Source organism: uncultured Paraglaciecola sp. (genome assembly GCF_913058035.1).
In the GTDB taxonomy this organism is placed as follows: Bacteria; Pseudomonadota; Gammaproteobacteria; order Enterobacterales; family Alteromonadaceae; genus Paraglaciecola.
The window spans coordinates 13,055-32,650 of record NZ_CAJXPA010000036.1 but is presented as its reverse complement, the minus strand read 5'-3'; the positions used below and the strand labels follow the sequence as shown (position 1 = coordinate 32,650).

The following is a 19,596-nucleotide window of genomic DNA, read 5'->3' as shown; positions in this document are numbered from 1 at the left end:
GATAATTATTATATGGATAACTGGCCAAAGGCCTGCACCAGTTGTTGCTTGATTTTTTGACCTTCATCCGTATCTAAATATGTTTTGGTACTATTAACAACTTGCATAATCATTTCTGGTTTTAAACCTAATGCTTCAAACTGTTTTTTCAATTCGTTCACTGCTTTTAACGAATCATTATAGTTAGCTGCCTTATCCATCAATCCAGCTAATCCACCTTCAGACGTCATTTCACTGATATCTGGCACTGCAGCCATTAGTGAATCGAGACCAGGTAGTGAGTGTCTCAAACCACTAAACTGTTCAGCAGAGATGTTTTCTTTAGCATAATTAAAAATAGAAGCTAAGCTGCCTTCAGCTTGAGATTTATCGATGCCGACCGACTGACTTACTGAGCTAACCATATCAGTAATGTTTGGCATCGCAGGTGTTTCTGCTTCTGTTTCCATACCCAATATGTTTTTAAGAGAATCGAGCCAACCTTCGGCGTGAATTTGTGGTGAAAAAACAAGAGCAGATACAACAATAAGTAAATAAGAGGCTTTCATGATTAATTTACACTTTGTATGTGAATGACAGTAGTAATAATAAACCTAATTACATCATCAGGTTAAGATATTTTAAAAAAATAACAACGAAGTTTATACTTCGGTTATATAATAACCATCTTATCGCCGACCCTTATTCTTCCATCTGCAATGACCCGACAGCAAACGCCACCGCGCCAATCAGGTGTGAGGGCTTGTGTTAACCCTTGATGTTGCGCATCCATTTTTGGGCAAGGGTCTGTTTCACCCGTAACATATAAAATACAATGACCAATCTTAATTTGTTGTCCGACCATACTAGGGTCAAAATTAACACCATCAACCAATAAATTAGCTCGCCTGACCGTCCATGGAAGTATCGTATCTACTGCATCACAAGCAAGTTTCCATTGCTCAATGCTCATCACTGTAACCTGACGTTTACCTGGTTTACCTCTAAAGTCACCCTCTACACCGGCTACTTTGCTAATCATCGATTCTGATTTAGTTTGCATAGGGGCTCTAGATTTAGGGCGAAATGCGATTTCCAATAATTGCATATGGTTTCCTATTTATATCATAGTTTAGGTTTTAATTTAGGTAGTAGCCGTATCAAGCTGTATAACTGTTTTTTGAATATATCTAAGCCTTAATCCTAACGTCACGGCAGCGGTACTTAAACCACAAATAAATCCTATCCAGAAACCTGCGGCTGCCATTTTGGGTACTATCCAATCGGTCAACCCCAACACACAGCCTATTGTCATACCCACTACCCAGTAAGATATAAAGCTTAAATAGAACATGGCGGTTGTGTCTTTGTATCCACGCAGCGCAGTCCCTGATATAACCTGAATAGCGTCTGAAAATTGAAACATAGCGGCCAATAATAAAAGGCCAGACGCTAACTTAATCACAGGTGGGTCAATACTGTATAAATTAGCGATAAATTCACGGCCTATGACAGTTAAACAGGCGGTAAAAATAGCAATGCTTATACCTAAGAAGAAAGCACACTTTGTTGCAACTTTTGCCTGTTCGGGGTTTTGTTCGCCAAGAAGATGTCCGATACGAATACTGGTTGCCATGCCTATACTAAGAGGGATCATAAACATCAGTGCAGAAAAGTTTAGCGCTACTTGATGAGATGCCACCGCAATTGCTCCAAAAGGTGCAAGCAAAATAGCCACTGCTGCAAACAATGTAACTTCAAATAATATGGTCATAGCGATAGGCAAGCCCAACTTCATACATTCCATCATATCTTGATAATGAGGCCGATATAACTTGGCATACAAGTCATACCTAGCCAGCTTTTTGGACTTTAGTGTATACAACCAAGTCGCAATAAACATCGCCACAAAGACTAATGCTGTTGCTACACCACAACCTGCTCCACCCATCTCAGGTAGGCCAAACTTTCCATAAATTAATACATAATTAGCCGGTATGTTAACCAGTAAACCAATACCCATAATCAGCATGCTAGGTTTAGTAATGGATAAACCCTCACAATAATTTCTGAGTACCTGATACAAGGCAAAGGCAGGCATCGAATATAAAATATAATGAATATAGTCGATTGTAATACGCCGTAAGTCTTCTTCCATCTGTATGTATTGCATAATAGGTTCAAATACAAAGCCAAACAACACCGCTAGAATAGAAAAAGCTAAGGCTAGCCAGACCATCTGCTGAGTATAATTAGCGACTTTATCAATCTGTTTTGAGCCATTGAAACGAGAAATAATAGCCGGTAGCGCTAGAGTAATCCCTTGAAGAAACACTATAATTGGTAGGGTAAAACCAAATCCAATTGCTACAGCTGCCATATCGGTAGCTGAATATCGACCCGCCATAATAGTATCCGACACCCCCATCAAAGTTTGGGTGATTTGCGCAACCAGTAAAGGCCACGCCAGATGACAAATTGTTTTTAATTCTTTCTTAAATGCCACGAGTCTTGCTTCTTATTGTTGTTGATAACTTAAACTAAAAGATTTCTCACCACTGAGGAAAATAAGTTCACAGACAAATAAATAAAGAATAAAAAAATCCTTTATTTATTTGTCTTGCATCCGTCGTACTTATTATCTTTTGCGGTGAAATAAATTTTGTTCATCACTGATGTGCTTTTATAAAGACTGAATGTTCACAGCTTCACCCTGAACAATTGTTCTTAATCCTTTCTTTTATCCGTGTAGCGTCAGCGCTCTTCTTCCTCTGTGGTGCAAAATTCTTTAATTGAGCTGGTATCACTTAGCTTATATCGCTTGCTTAAAACGGTTGGATGTTAACCGCTTCGCCCTGCTGGACGTCATCTGCGTTTTGTTCTAAGACCATATAGCAATTTGCATGGGCGATAGAGCTCATGATCCCTGAACCTTGTTTTCCATTAGGCTTAACCCAGAGCTTCCCATGTTCGTCACGGTAAAATATACCCCTCTGATAATCTGTGCGCCCCGGTCTTTTTTTAATAAGACAAGCTGCTTTGGCAACAAAATATGGCGTAGGAAGATATGTTTGCCCACTTAATTTTTGCAATACTGGTGTTACTAATTGTTCAAATGTCACATAAGATGAGACTGGATTACCCGGAAGACCACAAAACCAAGCGTTACCTAGTTGACCAAAGGCAAAAGGTTTACCGGGTTTAATTGCCACTTTCCAAAAACTGATAGAACCTAAGTCGTCTAATATTTCTTTTACGTAATCGGCATCACCCACCGATACGCCTCCGCAAGACAAAACTAAATCACAGTGATTACCTGCCTGTTCAAAAACAGCTTTTAAATCTTCTTTGTTATCTTTGACAATACCAAAATCAAATAGAACAACGGGAAAGGTTTTGAGTAATGCGCTAATTGCATAACGATTACTTTCGTAGATAGCACCATCACTAAGAGGTTGACCAGGAGGCGTTAATTCATCACCCGTGGCAATTAAGCCTACTTTAATATGACGGAACACTGATACTTCAACAATACCGACCGAAGCAATTAATGCTAGATAAGCTGGGGTCAGTCTAGTACCTTTGGTCACCACAACGTTACCTTGCTGGATATCTTCACCCGCTCTTCGAACACTATTACCGCATTCAGGTATTTGTTTAAAAACAACCACGTCACTTTTAATATCTGTGTTTTCCTGCATCACTACAGAATCAGTGCCTTGGGGTATAACAGCACCTGTCATGATCCTGATACATTGGCCAGCCAACACTTTATTTTTGAAAGGTGTGCCAGCTAGAGCGGTACCCACTAATTTGAGTTGATTGTTATCAATAAGATCTTCATAGCGAACAGCATAACCATCCATGGCTGAATTATCATTTGGCGGCACATTAATCTGTGAAACCACATTTTCGGCTAACACTCTGCCAAGTGATTCACCCAGTTCTATGTGCTCACTCTCTAAAACTGAAATAATTTGTTTAAGCATATTGGAAATTGCGGATTGTATCGGTAAAAGTCCAGGAGTATCGCAGGTTTCGATCATAGATTTAATTTTGTCAGTATTTACAAATCAAAAAAGGATTATCGCAAAAAAACGATAAGAAGACGATAAGAAGACGATAAAGAGTGAGTGAATTTCAAAAAACAGGACATAAATTCCTGTCTTTTGATTTGTGCTCATCAGTTATCAGTTATAGTTTTTCTATCTTGTAACCCTTAGCCTTGAGCTTTGCCAAAACACTATCAGGCCCTGAAAGGTGCAATGCACCGACCAAAATAAACTCTATGGGTGTGTCATTTAACATATCAACAATCTTAGGTAACCAATTGTTGTTACGGGACACCAATAAGTCTTGGTAGATAATCGGATACTCATCTTGAAAAGGTGTAATACCTACATCCGCCATACCTTGCATATCACCTGCCAGCCAAGTTGAATGTAACTTAGCAAACATCTCTGGCATCTTTTTGATATCTTTAAGAGTGTATTCGATTATAGCATTAGGATCGTCGCCGCCTAATTTAGCCAGAAACGCTAATTGTTCGTCAGGTGTTTCTAACCAACCTTGTTCTTTTCCTTCGACTTTTGCCATATTAGCAAAAAACATATCTACGCCCTCACTGGTATATCCCATGGCCTCTAGCTCTATGAATGTAAGTGAAATAGCTAGCAAAGTCGGCTTATGTGAGGCAAATGCTTGCATCGGTATTTGTCGAGATGATAGATGTATCGCGAGCGCTTTATAAGTATCGGGTTGTAATACTTTATTGATTGTTGTGCCGTCGCTGTACATCATTTGGTCCATCATTTTTTGACCAAACTCTGGTGAACTTGCTACATCCATATTGGTTTCAAAAATTAATTTATTTGATGCTTGATATGCCAAATCATACTCCTTTGCTAAAGGGTAATCATTAGGAGAAAGGACATGGATAGTGCCTCCAATATAAAGACTATGCTGGTTGTTAGTCACTTTCCACACTGATGCAGCTTGGAGATCAAGGGCGAGCAATAGTGTTGTGCTGAGTGTTAACGCTTTTATCAGATTCATTTTGAGACTTTTTCCTAAGGGTATATATACATAAAACCAGCTGCAAGAATAGCTTCGGTGTATAGCTTAACGCAACATCATCAGCCTTTTTTTAATGCGCTATTTTGGTGCTATTGCATTAGATAAGAGCAATATGTGTAACTTCACAACCTATTTTTCAATCTAACCAACTGAATTATATAGTATTAATAATTGGCATAATTTCTGTATCAAATTTGTATGTAGCAATGTCGATAGCTATCAAAATTTATTAATCAATTTTTATACAAAGCGTGTTCAAGTTGATTTGGCAAAGAAGCCCACCTATTCCTGAATTGGAGTGGTGGGTTTTTTTTTGCGCACAAGAAATGTAAAAACATGCAGAGGTGACTCATGTCGGACTTAAATAATGTGTACAACGGGAATAACATGCGAATAGTAGTAGTAGGTAATGGCATGGTGGGTCATCATTTTGTCGACCAACTGATAAAAGAAAACAATTTGTCGGCCAAAGCAGACAATAATATTCAATCAGATGTCGTGGTACTGTCAGCAGAGCCAAGGCTTGCTTATGACCGTGTTCATTTATCCGAGTATTTTTCTGGAAAGACGGCTGAAGAATTAGCATTAACTACACCAGAATATTATCAACAACATAATATTAAGTTTGCAGTAGATGCCAAAGTTATCAGTATCGATAAGTCAGCTAAATTAGTTACTACTGAAGCGGGCGACATATTTGAATATGACAAACTTGTGCTATCTACTGGCTCTTATCCTTTTGTACCACCTATAACAGGCAACGACCAACCTCATTGTTTGGTCTACCGGACCATTGAAGATCTTGAAGATATCAGCGCTTCAGCTGCTGTCAGTAAAGTCGGTGTGGTGGTGGGTGGTGGCTTACTCGGTTTAGAAGCAGCTAACGCTTTAAAAGAAGCAGGACTTCAAACTCATGTTGTCGAATTTGCACCGCAATTAATGGCTGTGCAAGTCGATACTGGCGGTGGACGAGTATTACGCAGTAAAATAGAAGCCCTTGGCGTAAAGGTGCACACCCAAAAAGCGACACAAAGCATCGAAGCCGGTGAAACTTGTCGTTACAAAATGTGTTTTGCTGATGGTGAAGTGTTAGAAACCGACATGATTCTGTTCTCGGCGGGTATTCGCCCACAAGATACCTTGGCCCGTGAATTTGATATCGCCATAGGAGAGCGCGGTGGCATAGTGATTAACGATCAATGTTTAACCAGTGATCCTGATATTTACGCCATTGGTGAATGTGCTTTATGGAATAACTTTATTTTTGGTTTAGTTTCACCTGGTTACACCATGGCCAGAGCCGCAGCTAGTCATATTATTGGTGGAGATGTCATTTTTCAAGGTGCTGATATGAGTACCAAATTAAAATTGATGGGTGTAGAGGTTGGTTCGATTGGTGATGCGCATGCTAAGACTGATGGAGCACTTTGTTACACCTACGAAAACCAGCCATTAGAAATTTACAAAAAGATCGTGGTGGATGCTCAACAGAAAAAATTACTAGGTGCAGTATTGATTGGTGACACCAGCGATTACGATACATTATTGCAATACGCATTAAACAATATTGAATTACCTGAATATCCAGAAAGCCTGATTTTACCAGCAGGTGCCGACGTAGCGCCTGCGCTTGGTGTCGATGCATTACCGAACACAGCTACTATTTGTTCGTGTCACAACGTATCAAAAGGCGACATCATTGCCGCTTTTGATACAGGTAGTTGCAACTTAGCTGATATCAAATCATGCACCAAAGCCAGCACAGGTTGCGGTGGATGCACTGCATTGTTAAAAACAGTAGTGGATAGCGAACTAACCAAACGCGGCGTTGAAGTAAAAAAAGATATTTGTGAGCACTTCGCTTACTCACGTCAAGAAATGTTTCATCTAGTCAAAGTAAGTAGCATCAAAACATTTGATGACTTAATCGCTAAACACGGTAAAGGTTTAGGCTGTGAAATTTGTAAGCCTGTCACCGCATCGATTTTAGCCTCAGTTTGGAACGACTTCGTTCTCAAGCCCGATCATGTCAGTTTGCAAGATACCAACGATACTTACCTCGGTAATATGCAAAAAGATGGGACTTACTCTGTCATTCCGCGCATTGCTGGTGGCGAAATCACCCCAGAAAAACTAATTGTGTTAGGTCAGGTAGCAAAAGATTATAAATTGTATACCAAGATCACTGGAGGTCAACGCATCGATTTATTTGGGGCCCGCGTGGAGCAATTACCGGCTATTTGGCAAACATTGATCGATGCCGGTTTTGAGACAGGCCATGCTTATGCCAAAGCACTACGAACAGTGAAGTCATGTGTAGGGAGTAATTGGTGTCGATATGGTGTGCAAGATTCAGTTGGTCAAGCTATTGAGTTAGAAAATCGCTACAAAGGTCTGCGTGCGCCGCACAAAATAAAATTTGCTGTATCAGGTTGTACCCGCGAATGCGCCGAAGCGCAAAGCAAAGACATTGGCATTATAGCCACTGAAAACGGTTGGAATCTTTATGTTTGTGGCAACGGTGGCATGAAACCGCGGCATGGTGATTTGTTTGCTACTGATTTAGACACCGCAACCTTAGTTAAATATATAGACCGAGTATTGATGTTTTACGTTAGAACGGGTGACCGTCTACAACGAACCTCGGTATGGATGGAAAATCTAGAAGGCGGTTTGGCGTATTTACAAGAAGTGGTGATTGCAGACTCTCTGGGCTTAGGCGAAGAGCTTGAAGCACAAATGCAACATGTGGTCGATACCTATCAGTGTGAATGGAAAACCGCAATTGAAAACGAGCAATCGCGTAAACGCTTTCGTCAGTTTGTTAACAGTGAAGAGTCTGATATGAACATCGTATTTGTTGAAGAGCGAGAACAAATTCGTCCAGCTACTGAAATAGAAAAACAGTCCCTTATTCAATTACAAAACAATCTAGAAAAAGATGCGGCTGTTGTTACTGAATTTGCTACAGAAATAGTTTAAGGAGAAATGTTATGAGTGCACAAGATAGTTGGATTACAGTATGCAGCGATAGTGACTTGGTTGATAACTCTGGGGTTTGCGCTTTTTTAAATAAACAACAAATTGCTTTATTTAAAATAAAAAGCGTCAGTGCTGAACACATTTTTGCAGTCAGCAACTGGGATCCTATTGGCAAGGCTAATGTGTTGTATCGTGGATTGTTGGGTTCTGTGCAAGACGCAAAAGTGGTTATCTCTCCCTTATATAAACAGCGTTATTGCTTAGAGTCAGGCCAGTGTTTAGATGATGCTGCGGTTAAGTTGGTTGTTTATCCGGTGCGTATCGAAAAAGATCAAGTGCAGTTGCAGTTGGTTGATTGATTGATGTCTTCTAGTTGTTCTATGCCTAAAGAAAATAAATGTAATGCGTCACTGTTTAGCACTACTTGTCCATATTGCGGCGTGGGTTGTGGTGTCGATGTAACCATTGAAGCTGATGCCAACGCTGATAAAAAGTTAACAGACTTAAGAGGCAGTAGCGATCACCCGGCAAACTTTGGACGTTTGTGTGTAAAGGGTAGCAAACTTTTGGAAACGAACACGATATCAGGTCGTTTATTGAGCCCGATGATCAATAATAAAAAAGCTAGTTGGGATGATGCCATTACTCACGCTGCCAGTAAACTGAATCAGATCATTGCTCAGCATGGACCTGATTCTGTTGCGTTTTATGTATCAGGGCAGCTTTTGACAGAAGACTATTATATTGCCAACAAATTGATGAAAGGTTACATAGGCAGTGCCAATATCGATACTAATTCTCGACTGTGTATGTCGTCTGCTGTGGCTGCTTATCAACGTGCTTTTGGTGCCGATGCGGTACCTTGTTGTTATGAAGACTTAGAGCAAGCCGAATTATTGATCTTGGTGGGCTCTAATGCTGCTTGGACACACCCCGTATTATTTCAACGCATCGAAAGAGCTAAAAAACTTAATCCTGATATGCAAGTAGTGACAATCGATCCGCGAAGGACCGCTACGTCAGAGTTAGCCGATATACACCTAGCGATTAAACCTGGTACTGATGTAGTGTTGTTTAACGGTTTATTAGCTTATTTGGCCGCCCATGATACATTGGATATCAGTTATATTTCGTCCTATACCCAAGGCTTTGCAAAGGTATTAAATAACTGCGCACCATGGACTATTGATAAAGTTGCTAAACAATGTGACGTCACTGAATTACAGCTACTCAGCTTCTACAAACTTTTTAGTCAAACTGATAAAGTGGTCACTGCCTATTGTATGGGAGTAAATCAATCTAGCTCTGGTACAGACAAAGCGAACAGTATTATCAACAGTCATTTAGCCACGGGTAAAATTGGCCGTGAGGGATGCGGGCCGTTTTCGTTAACGGGTCAACCTAATGCTATGGGCGGTCGTGAAGTGGGTGGTTTAGCCAATATGTTGGCTTGTCATATGAATATTGAAAACCCTGAGCACCGTCAAACAGTTCAAAATTATTGGCAGTCACCAACTATAGCCGATAAACCCGGCTTTAAAGCTGTCGATTTATTTGAAAATATCAATAATGGTAAAGTCAAAGCAGTTTGGATCATGGCGACAAATCCAATGGTGAGTATGCCTAACAGACAAAAAATTGCCAAAGCATTAAAGAAATGTGAGCTGGTGGTGGTGTCTGAATGTGTGTCCAAAAACGACACTCTTGATTATGCCCATATTGCTTTACCCGCTACTGGATGGTCAGAAAAAGATGGCACTGTAACCAATTCAGAGCGACGCATTTCGCGTCAGCGTGGCTTGTTACCCGCCCCAGGTGAAGCCAAACACGACTGGAAAATCATGTGTGACGTAGCCAAAGCTATGGGTTTTACTAGCGGTTTTAACTTCGATTCACCCAGTGAAATATTTGCCGAATATACAGGCTTAACAAAGGCAGATAATCAAGGTAGCCGAGACTTAGACCTATCTGCTTTATGTAACATAACAGAAACACAATATAACCGTTTAAGGCCTGTGCAATGGCCAGTCAATAAGTCGGCTCCTGATGGTACAAAACGATTATTCACCGACGGAAAATTTTACACCCAATCTGGCAAAGCGCAGTTTGTTGTTACCGAATTTGTTGCCCCTGAGCAACTAACAAACAGTTACTTTCCGTTTATACTCAACAGTGGTCGGGTCCGAGACCAGTGGCATAGCATGACACGTACCGGCAAATCGTCTGAATTAACTGCTCACATCAACCGTCCGTATTTGGCTATTCATGTTAAAGATGCTGAAAGCTTAATGCTGAATAACAATGATTTAGTTAGCCTTAGCGCGGCGCATTTTAATAACGCAGCGCATTTGCAAAACACAACTCTTCATTACCGCCAGAAAAATCAAGTCATGCTTCCAATAGTCATCGACAACAATCAACGTCAGGGAGAAGTTTTTGCGCCTATTCATTGGAGTGCCAGCAATGCTTCCAGTGCTTCTATTACTTCACTTTATACTGATGCTAACGATAAAATATCCGGCCAACCTGAACTTAAGCACGCAGCAGTTAACCTTCAAAAAGTCACTTATCAACATTACGGACAATTATTTATTCAGCAAGATCTAAAGGTTGAATGGTTGCGTGAATATTTTGATTATTTTGTTACTAGTCCAGTGGAAAAAGGACAGCTAGTGTTTTTTGCCACCGATCAACCGCTAGCTGTTATCAAACGTAACTTGCAATTGCAGTTACCACTTTATGACGAATGGATAGGTGCTTCAGGTACAATTTTAAATAGCATCTGCGCTATGCGACAAGGTGTGACGACGTTAATTCTGTTAATCACGCCCAATCATATTGACGTTGATCCCAGTTGGATCGATAGTTTACTCAACAGCAAAAACGTCACGTCTGAACAGCTTCATGGCTTACTCAATCAACAACCTGATAAGCAATTCAAACAAGGTAAGTTGGTGTGTAGCTGTTTTAAGGTGGGTGAAAACACCATTATTGATGCTATTAAAGCAGGTTGTAACTCAGTAGACAGTCTAGGTCGTTTGCTTCAGTGTGGAACTAATTGTGGCTCGTGTAAATCCGAGCTAAGCCAAATGGTAAAACAATATAAGCCAAATAAATTCTTTATCGAACAAGACCAATTAATTGCTTTGGAGGCCATATCGTGAATACCGAAAATACATTACTACCATGGGGTTTGGCGAGACTTCAGCAGTTTTTATTGGGCCATTACGACAATCCTCGCCATCAATGGCCTCGTTGGATTAACGAATATTTCAATAATAAGTTGATTCAAAAATATAAGCGAGCAGCAAAAGGCCATGTTTATTTGATAGGGGCAGGACCTGGTGATGCAGAGTTACTGACCTTAAAAGCCCATCGGTTGATCCAACAAGCCGATGTGGTGATGTATGACTGGTTAGTTAATCCAGACATTATCAATATGATCCCGCGTCATGTTGAACGGGTGTTTGTGGGTAAAAAGTGTGGACACCACAGTATGCAACAAGCTGATATTTGTCAGTTAATGGTACAAGTTGCACTAACTGGTAAAAACATAGTGCGTTTAAAAGGGGGTGACCCTGCTATTTTTGCCAGAGCAGCAGAAGAATGTGACATCTTAACGCAGCACCAAATTGACTTTGCTATAGTACCGGGTATTACGGCTGCATCAGGCGCATCAGCTTATGCGGGTATTCCACTGACACACAGAGAATGTGCGCAATCGGTACGTTTTATCACTGCGCATTTAAAATCAGTAAAATCATCCACAGGCGAACTAAAATCGTTGATAGATGAACCAAATTGGCAAGCACTGGTGGCTGGAGCCAATGTATCGGCTTGTTCGACTAATCGCGAAACATTAGTATTTTATATGGGGCTTAAACGGATAGATATTATTATGCAGCGCCTCAAAACTCACGGGTTACCAGAAAACACCCCTGTAGCGGTGATTGATCAGGCTTCAACAGCACAGCAGAAAGTATGTATCGGCACGGTAAAAAATATTGCACAACGAGTGACAGAACAAAACTTTCAAGGCCCAGCTGTGACAATAGTGGGTGAAGTGGTAAACAAACGTCATGTGGTTAGTTTATCCTTGTTATCGCAGTCACAAAACGCTGTAAGCAAGAAGGCTTAACTAATACGATTAGATGATGACATCTTTGGTTATCTAGATCCGTTATTCAGGATAAACTACTCACTACAATCAATAAGAATTTACTCAGCCATGTCAGACACCCCAACATATTTTAAAGACTTTATTCGTATTATTGGTCGTGGCCAAAGAGCAGGACGAACTTTAACTATGCAAGAAGCAGAACAGGCTATGAGCATGGTAATCAATGGTCAAGCGACAGCTGAACAAAAAGGCGCTTTTTTGATGTTGTTGCGTGTTAGAGAAGAAACAGCAGCAGAGTTAGCTGGCTTTAGTCGAGCGCTACGCATGTTCACCCCAACTAAAATATCTGAACTTACCGTAGATTTAGACATGGGCTGTTACGCGGGTAAACGCAGACATTTACCGTGGTTTTTGTTGGCAGTCATGCTGTTGGCACAAAGCGGTAAACGTATATTTTTGCATGGTACGCACGAACCAGACTCAAAACGCTTGTATCTTAAAGAAGTGTTGCCGCAAATAGGCTTCGATGTGTCACAAAACCCAGAGCAAGCAAAGATTGCTTTAGACAGATATGGTTTTGCTTATATGGACTTAAAACAAATTAACCCACAGCTCGACGATATTATTCAATTGCGCGAGCAGTTTGGTTTGCGCTCATGTGCCAACACATTGGCCAGAATGTTAAACCCGTCTAATGCGGCACATAGTCTACAAGGTATTTTTCACCGAAAGGTTGACGAAAAACATCGCCAAACCGCCGCCTTATTAAATGATGATAATGTATTGTGCTTTAGAGGTGAGGGCGGTGAAGTTGAGTTTAATCCACTTCGAGATGTGACCTTACATGTCAGTCGCAATGCGCAACAAGATTGTAGCGAAGTGACCGCCACCTGTGAAACATTTATTACCAAACCGCAAGAACTGGACCCCAAACAGCTTATTGAGGTTTGGACAGGTCAGGTAGATGATCTTTACGCGAATCATGCTGTGGTTGGTACGCTAAGTTTGATGTTAGTACTAATCGACAATATCGAATGGACAGAAGCTTATCAACGAGCACATCAAATGTGGGAAAAGCGTGACATCAAATGGCCTGTTATTCTGACTGATATTGAACTAGACACCACACCTTTTGATACCAGTGGCAAGCATTACGCTCATTGATATATATCGATAGACATCGATATATATCAATGAACATCGATGAATATTAACGCATTCTTTATTACTTTATGTTTAGTTCGTTTCAGCACAGTTTATAATCATCGATATTTACGTTTAATTTTAATTTTTCTGTTAAATGGCGAAATGCGAAGCCATGAATAATTGTTGTAAAATACTCTGGATATACTCTGGATATACTCTGGTGTACTTTATTATTAATCATTTAGTTTAGCCATATTTGTTAGCGTAAATTTGCCCTTATTTATTTTTATCTCGCCTATACCTATAAATGTGTAAAAGAAATATTTTTTACCATCACTGTTTTGCTTAAATTAACCTATTAGGTAAATGAATGCTCAATTCACACTGCTGTAAAAGATCCTGATGCTTGACTTTTAAGGGCTTAACTTAATCACAAAGTTTTTAATTAAAACCCCATCGATGAGTGCACATAATTATTCACGTGGGCGGTAAATCGATCACTGGTTGTGTCAAAGTAACTGCAATTTTGGGCTTGAGGTGTTTATATTTTATGAGTAGTTATTAAGGGAGTTTTGTTACTCGACTCAACGCTTGATTTTAAACAAAAAAATAGTATTTGCATTAGTTTCAACTATCTAAAAAATCCTGCTGGCGATTGGAAATAATAAAAAATGGCAGTAATTGAAATAATGAAATTCTTCGGTTCAGATCAGTTTATAACTGAACAATTAAATCATTGGCACTGATTTACCCCATATAAAGACGTTGAGCTTTATCAGTTCAACAAACCCCTCATAAGCTTCGTTAGTTCGATACCAGAATTAGTTTTTACTATTGATACGTCCCAATCAACAAACATTAAATTATATGTCATTCATCGCGATTATTTGCGTTCTATTGACTATGTTTAAGGGCAATACAATTACAATCTTCGTTGATTGAGTTTATGTTTACTGGTTGTCTATGGTTAATAGTGTTTGGTATAACCATGACTATACAATTGAAGTATTGATAAGGCGTAACACATAATTAACAGATCAATTAACAGATCAATCTGGCTATTTTTGTCCTGCTATTTACGCTGGTGTCAGTCCACATTATAGGTAAAGGTTATTTTCAGGTACAAGTGTTGTCTAAGATAATATAGGAAGTAGGTCTTATGGAACTAGGCAATATCAACGTTGCTAGTCACAGGTTTTGTAGGTCATTTCATTTTGTGGTTAAAAGCAACACGCTTTGACAAAGTAGACTATATTTTGGGGTGGGCTTACGGTTTATTTACAACTTAAATAGCATTTTGTAATAAACCTAAATGTACCAGTCAGTCTAGGTGTTTATAAATCGAGGTCTAATAAGGTTACTCATCGGTTGGAGAAGTATTGATGATTACATATTACCTGGCGTCTTCAAGCCCTGAACGTTTAATAAAATCCGCTGAGCGTTCTTGTTTGGGTAGGGCTAGAATGATGTTACCGCACTTAATTGTGATCCTGTATTTGATGTTTACGTCATCAGTAGCGCATGCAATTGCCGCTAATTTTGACGGTAGTGTGGTCGCGGGTTGTAACATTACGGGTAAAGTTTACACATGCACATCAGTTCCAACCACCGCGGCTGACGCTATCACTATTGCAGCTAAGTTCACTGTTACGGTCGACCCCAACATCACAGTTATAGCATCTACAGGCGCATTCGCAGATAGCGCTAAGTTTAATGGCAACCTTCAAACAATAACAACTATGGCATTGGCTGCTAAAGCTAAGATGGTTGGTAATTTATCGGTGGGCAGTACACTGGCCATGGCAGTGAAGTCCTCAGTAAAGGGCAACGTTATCTCAGGTACGTCTGCAACTATCTCTGCAGGCGCTCATATTGATGGTTCTTTGAGTTCAGGTTCAACCATCAGTATCGGAAATAAGGCTTCTGTGATCGGGCCTGTGAATGCAATCACTACTTTGACTATGGGAGTCAAAGCGAATGTCACTGGGTCTGTTTCTGCTGGAACGACCATCGCGGTTGGAGTCGATGGATACGTTATAGGATCTTTGACGGCAGGTACCACTCTGGCTCTCGGGGCTAAAGCATATGTAGATGGTGATGTGTCGTCATTGGTATCAACAGTGGCGCTTGGAGCCAAGGCTTATGTCACAGGTAATCTACACGCGGGTACTACGGTATCTTTGACTGCTGATGCTTATGTGTTGAAGGATCTAATTGCAGGTACCACTTTAACGATGGCAACTGGTTCATATGTAGGCGGAAATGCAACAACAGGTACTACAACCACCATGGCAGATAGCGCTTATATCTGTGGAAACCTAGAATCACTTACCTCCACAGTCACGATGGCTGCAAACTCTTTTATAGCTGGGAATATTACTTCGGCAACGGTAACAACTACCGCTGTGAATTCGTATACAAATGGGAGACTGACAGCTTTAGCCGCTACGCTTGCCTCAGGTTTCTGTGCGGGAAGTTATACAGTTGGAAGTATTACTGGGGTCCCTTTAATTTGTTCATTACCTCGGCCTATTACCAGTTGTATAAGCCCTCAAGTCGTGCCAGACCATTTGGAAATAGTAGGTTTTGGCAGTGGCGTTACCTGTGTAGCTAATACCTTTACTATTAGAGCATGGGAGGATGCTGCACAAACGACCCTTTATACTGGGGATATTGTTACCGGTAATATGACCAACACTGGTAACTCCAATGTGACTTATCCTGGGGGGGATCCAAGTTTCACGATTGCTTCTGGTACTAGCTCGACAACGATGTCAGTTGGCGTGACGACACCAGGTACAACGACTTTTGATACCACAACCACATCGGCTACACCAAATGCTGCTTCAAGTTGTACACTGGGTGGTGTGGGATCGTGTGAATTTTCAGCTAGTAGTGCAGGTTTTATTTTTTCTGATACAGCGACAGGAACTGCAACTGTTATATCAAGCCAAACTGCAGGCATTAGCTCTCCAATGCTACATCTGCGAGCGGTAGAAACCAATACTAGCACTGGTGCTTGTCAAGCAGCCCTTAATAATTCTAGTGACGTTACGTTAAGTTATTCTTGTAATAACCCTAGTACCTGCAGCACCAGTGGTACGGGTAATTATTTAGATATAACACCTTACAACGGTGCTACCGTGCAACCAACAGTAACCGTAGCGCCATCGGGATCGTTGGTTAACCTTTATTTTGATGTTAACGGTAGTGCAGCGTTAACTTTTAATTACCGTGACGCGGGTCGAATAACCCTTAACGCCAGCAAATCAATAACCTCTTCGCTACTGACAACACTTATTGGCTATTCGAATGACTTTGTCACCAAACCCGCATCATTTTCAGTAACGAATATTCGGCAAACGGCATCACCATATTTAGTTAACCCCACAGCGTTAAGTGCCAGTGATAATAAGTTTGTCAAAGCTGGGGAGGCATTTAGTGCGGTCATTACGGCGATAACATCCAGTGGAGATAACACACCCAATTATGGCAATGAAGATATCCCGGAAACGGGTAAACTTAACGCTACATTGGTATTACCAAATGAGGGGATGCTTCCTGCACTAATTCATTCTACTAATTTTGGTGATTTTATCGACGGTAGTGCCACGGGAACCAATTTTGCCTGGGATGAAGTGGGTATTATTTCTCTTACACCTAGTGTGGGTGACGCTGATTACTTGGGTGAAGGTAATGTATTGGGGATGGAAAGTGAAAATGTTGGTCGGTTCTATCCCAGCCACTTTGAAACCTCGTTAACCCAAGGTTGCTCCACCTTCACATACGCTGGCCAGCCATTTTCCCCATTTCAGGTATCTGCGTACAAAGTGGGTGGAACAGGTGTTGTAGGGTTGACACAAAATTACAGCGGTAATTTTTCTAACGTTATCAGATTATCCGATGCAAACGACGTTTCAGGTGGCAGCCTTTCCTCGACAATCATTGCCGATATGAACGTAGGGGGGGCTTTTACAAATGGGGTTTACTTAAATAGTGAATTGTCTTACAGCTTTACTCCAATTAGACACCAGCCCGATACCATTCAGTTGCGAGCCACTGAAATGATAGGCGGTGATGCAGTAACTTCAATGCAAGCGACGCCTGTTGAGGGCATAACAGAAATTCGTAGCGGTCGAGTGAGTTTGTTAAACGCGTTTGGTTCAGAGTTATTAGACTTGCCGATGACTATGCGTGCTGAGTATTGGCAAAATGCAACTAACGGCTGGCAAACTAATATGGCTGATAATTGTACTGACGCTAGTTTGTCATTGTTACCAGCAGGCACTACTTGTATTTTGGATAATGGCACTTCTTCGGGGAGTAGTTGTTCTACAACGACCTCTAATGCTAAGCAATATAAGGAAGAAGATGAACTCGGTTTTTTAGGTAACTTTAACCTTTGGCTTGAAGCACCAGGATCTGGCAATACTGGGTCAGTAGATGTTACCGCGGATGTACCGGTCTGGTTACAATACAACTGGACTGGTGTTTTAGATAACCCCAAAGGGCGGGCAACGTTTGGTATTTACAATTCTGGCTCTAATAAAATTATCCATCGATTGGAAAGATATTGAGCATTACCCATTGCTGCGCAACAATCATTGGCCAAGTGATGTTTCGGTTTGTTTGAAACAGATAAGCTCGATAATTGAACTTCGTTGCTGTTTATTTTTGACCTGATTAGTTGTTTGTTGCGTAACATCAATCGTAATCCACTCTGAGTAAGGTTGAATAGATGAAAGCAGTTATTTTTGGAGGCTTAGGCACTATAGCAAACACCTCATATCTGCAACGAAAAGCCTTTAACTCGGCGTTTGAGCAATTATCTATTGAGTGGCATTGGGGTGAAGAAGAATATCGAGGTTTGCTTATTCAAGCTGGTGGTGGATCACGCATTACTGATTACAACAATAAGCATGGTGGTTTGCCAAAAAGTGTTACGCCTGACCAAGTGCATAAAATAAAAACAAGTTTATTTCATCGTTTTATGACCGATACAAAACTTCCCTTACGTGAAGGTGTGCAGTGGGTGATAGACAGTGCGAAATTCAACAAAATAAAATTAGTTTTTGCGACCACTACTAGTCAAGGCAACATCGATATTTTATTGAGTTCAGCTGGTTTAAACCCATCTACATTCGACATTATAAGTAATTGCGATTTAGTGAACGAGCCAAAACCAGAACCTGATGTGTATCAATATTGTTTAGAAAAACTCAATATTTTGGCGGTTGACACTATAGCCATAGAAGATGCAAGAACTGGTGTTGTATCAGCAGTGAGTGCTGGCATATCGTGTGTTGCATTTCCGAATGAGTTCACTGCTGAGCATAGTTATGTCGAGGCAGTTGAGAAGGTGGGTGATTTAGAAAAATCGACACACCTAAACGCTTTTTTTTGCATCGGATTATTAACAGCTTTATTAGTTCGTGAGTCTAAAAGTTCTTAACTTTTATGTATAGTTTCAGAACTAAAAAATAACGTTCATCAACATTTTGATGCTTAAACAGACTAACAATATGGCAAAGATCTTTTTTAATACTTTTACAGGTAAATTATTGGACATCTTCACCCCAAGTGGCGCCATCATAAAACCAAATAATGAAATAATAATCACACTGGGAATATGCACAAAGCCAATTATAGACTGATTATTGGCTAATTCGTCTACGCTGATATGGCCATTAATTGCGTATCCTATGGTGCCAGAAATAGCGATAGGAAAACCAATCGCCGCTGAGCTACCAATCGCCCGCCTCATTTCTAATCCCCTGCTAATTAAGTAGGGTACTATTAATGCGGCACCGCCAATTGCCACTAAGGTAGAAATACTGCCAATGCCTAAGCCCGCCAATTTAGGTGATATTTTATTTTTTGTCACCGCTGGTGGTTGCTTGTTGATGAACAGTCTTATAGAAATAATGAACATAAATAGCGAAAAGAATACGGCAAGAAACGTCGTGTTAATTATTGGGATCAAGAACGAAATTGAAATTGCACCTACAATAATCAATGGCACCATAGCTTTAACACAAGACCAATCAATATTATGGTTTTTATAGTGACTAAAGGCACTGGAAAAAGTCGTCATAATAATGGAGGCCATGGACGTACCTAAAGCTAAGTGGACTGCATGACTAGGCACAATGTCTGCGGACAAGTATATGCCTGTGAGCATAGGCACCAAAATCCCACCTCCGCCAACACCCAATAGACCCGCCGCAAAACCTACTACCACGCCTAAAGTAGCCAATTGAATAATTAATTCTATTTCCACAAAATTGTCTCTT

13 protein-coding genes are annotated in these 19,596 nt (G+C 40.5%); 7 read left to right on the top strand and 6 right to left on the bottom strand.

Annotated features, from left to right (window positions below; translation table 11 throughout):
- Positions 1 to 8: 8 nt before the first annotated feature.
- The 5 genes from QZ562_RS06890 to QZ562_RS06870 all read right to left on the bottom strand — a co-directional run bounded on the left by QZ562_RS06890 (position 9) and on the right by QZ562_RS06870 (position 5,034).
- Complete coding sequence (locus QZ562_RS06890; protein WP_293758674.1) at positions 9 to 548, bottom strand: DUF2780 domain-containing protein; 540 nt, start codon at positions 546 to 548, stop codon at positions 9 to 11.
- 104 nt (positions 549 to 652) lie between these two features.
- The gene (locus QZ562_RS06885; RefSeq protein WP_293758673.1) at positions 653 to 1,087 is read right to left on the bottom strand and encodes an MOSC domain-containing protein; all 435 of its coding nucleotides are present in this window, start codon (positions 1,085 to 1,087) and stop codon (positions 653 to 655) included.
- Between the two features lie 36 nt (positions 1,088 to 1,123).
- Positions 1,124 to 2,485, bottom strand: a complete 1,362-nt coding sequence (locus QZ562_RS06880; RefSeq protein WP_293758672.1) for an MATE family efflux transporter — start codon at positions 2,483 to 2,485, stop codon at positions 1,124 to 1,126.
- 319 nt (positions 2,486 to 2,804) lie between these two features.
- Positions 2,805 to 4,025, bottom strand: a complete 1,221-nt coding sequence (gene moeA / locus QZ562_RS06875) for a molybdopterin molybdotransferase MoeA (RefSeq protein WP_293758671.1) — start codon at positions 4,023 to 4,025, stop codon at positions 2,805 to 2,807.
- Between the two features lie 148 nt (positions 4,026 to 4,173).
- On the bottom strand, positions 4,174 to 5,034 hold the full coding sequence (locus QZ562_RS06870; protein WP_293758670.1) for a TraB/GumN family protein: 861 nt from the start codon (positions 5,032 to 5,034) through the stop codon (positions 4,174 to 4,176).
- A gap of 408 nt (positions 5,035 to 5,442) precedes the next feature.
- Between QZ562_RS06870 and nirB the strand changes: the two genes are divergently transcribed.
- The 7 genes from nirB (at position 5,443) to QZ562_RS06835 (ending at position 18,755) form a co-directional block, all read left to right on the top strand.
- A complete protein-coding gene (nirB, locus tag QZ562_RS06865; protein ID WP_293758669.1) occupies positions 5,443 to 8,037 on the top strand; it encodes a nitrite reductase large subunit NirB in 2,595 nt (864 codons plus the stop codon).
- Between the two features lie 11 nt (positions 8,038 to 8,048).
- Positions 8,049 to 8,396 (top strand): nitrite reductase small subunit NirD, encoded by a 348-nt coding sequence (nirD, locus tag QZ562_RS06860; protein WP_293758668.1) that lies wholly within the window; start codon positions 8,049 to 8,051, stop codon positions 8,394 to 8,396.
- A 21-nt stretch (positions 8,397 to 8,417) separates the two neighbouring features.
- Positions 8,418 to 11,201: a nitrate reductase gene (locus QZ562_RS06855; protein WP_293758667.1), complete on the top strand. Its 2,784-nt coding sequence runs from the start codon at positions 8,418 to 8,420 to the stop codon at positions 11,199 to 11,201.
- Positions 11,198 to 12,175 carry a uroporphyrinogen-III C-methyltransferase gene (gene cobA, locus QZ562_RS06850; RefSeq protein WP_293758665.1) on the top strand — a complete coding sequence of 326 codons (978 nt, stop codon included), beginning with the start codon at positions 11,198 to 11,200 and terminating at the stop codon, positions 12,173 to 12,175. Before QZ562_RS06855 ends, cobA begins: the two co-directional genes overlap by 4 nt.
- A gap of 90 nt (positions 12,176 to 12,265) precedes the next feature.
- Positions 12,266 to 13,321, top strand: coding sequence for a glycosyl transferase family protein (locus tag QZ562_RS06845; protein WP_293758664.1), 1,056 nt, complete (start codon positions 12,266 to 12,268; stop codon positions 13,319 to 13,321).
- A 1,364-nt stretch (positions 13,322 to 14,685) separates the two neighbouring features.
- Positions 14,686 to 17,880 carry a DUF6701 domain-containing protein gene (locus QZ562_RS06840; RefSeq protein WP_293758663.1) on the top strand — a complete coding sequence of 1,065 codons (3,195 nt, stop codon included), beginning with the start codon at positions 14,686 to 14,688 and terminating at the stop codon, positions 17,878 to 17,880.
- Between the two features lie 161 nt (positions 17,881 to 18,041).
- A complete protein-coding gene (locus QZ562_RS06835) occupies positions 18,042 to 18,755 on the top strand; it encodes an HAD hydrolase-like protein (protein ID WP_293758662.1) in 714 nt (237 codons plus the stop codon).
- Between the two features lie 21 nt (positions 18,756 to 18,776).
- Here the strand turns inward: QZ562_RS06835 and QZ562_RS06830 are convergent, their stop codons facing one another.
- The gene (locus tag QZ562_RS06830; RefSeq protein ID WP_293758661.1) at positions 18,777 to 19,583 is read right to left on the bottom strand and encodes a sulfite exporter TauE/SafE family protein; all 807 of its coding nucleotides are present in this window, start codon (positions 19,581 to 19,583) and stop codon (positions 18,777 to 18,779) included.
- Positions 19,584 to 19,596: the final 13 nt, after the last annotated feature.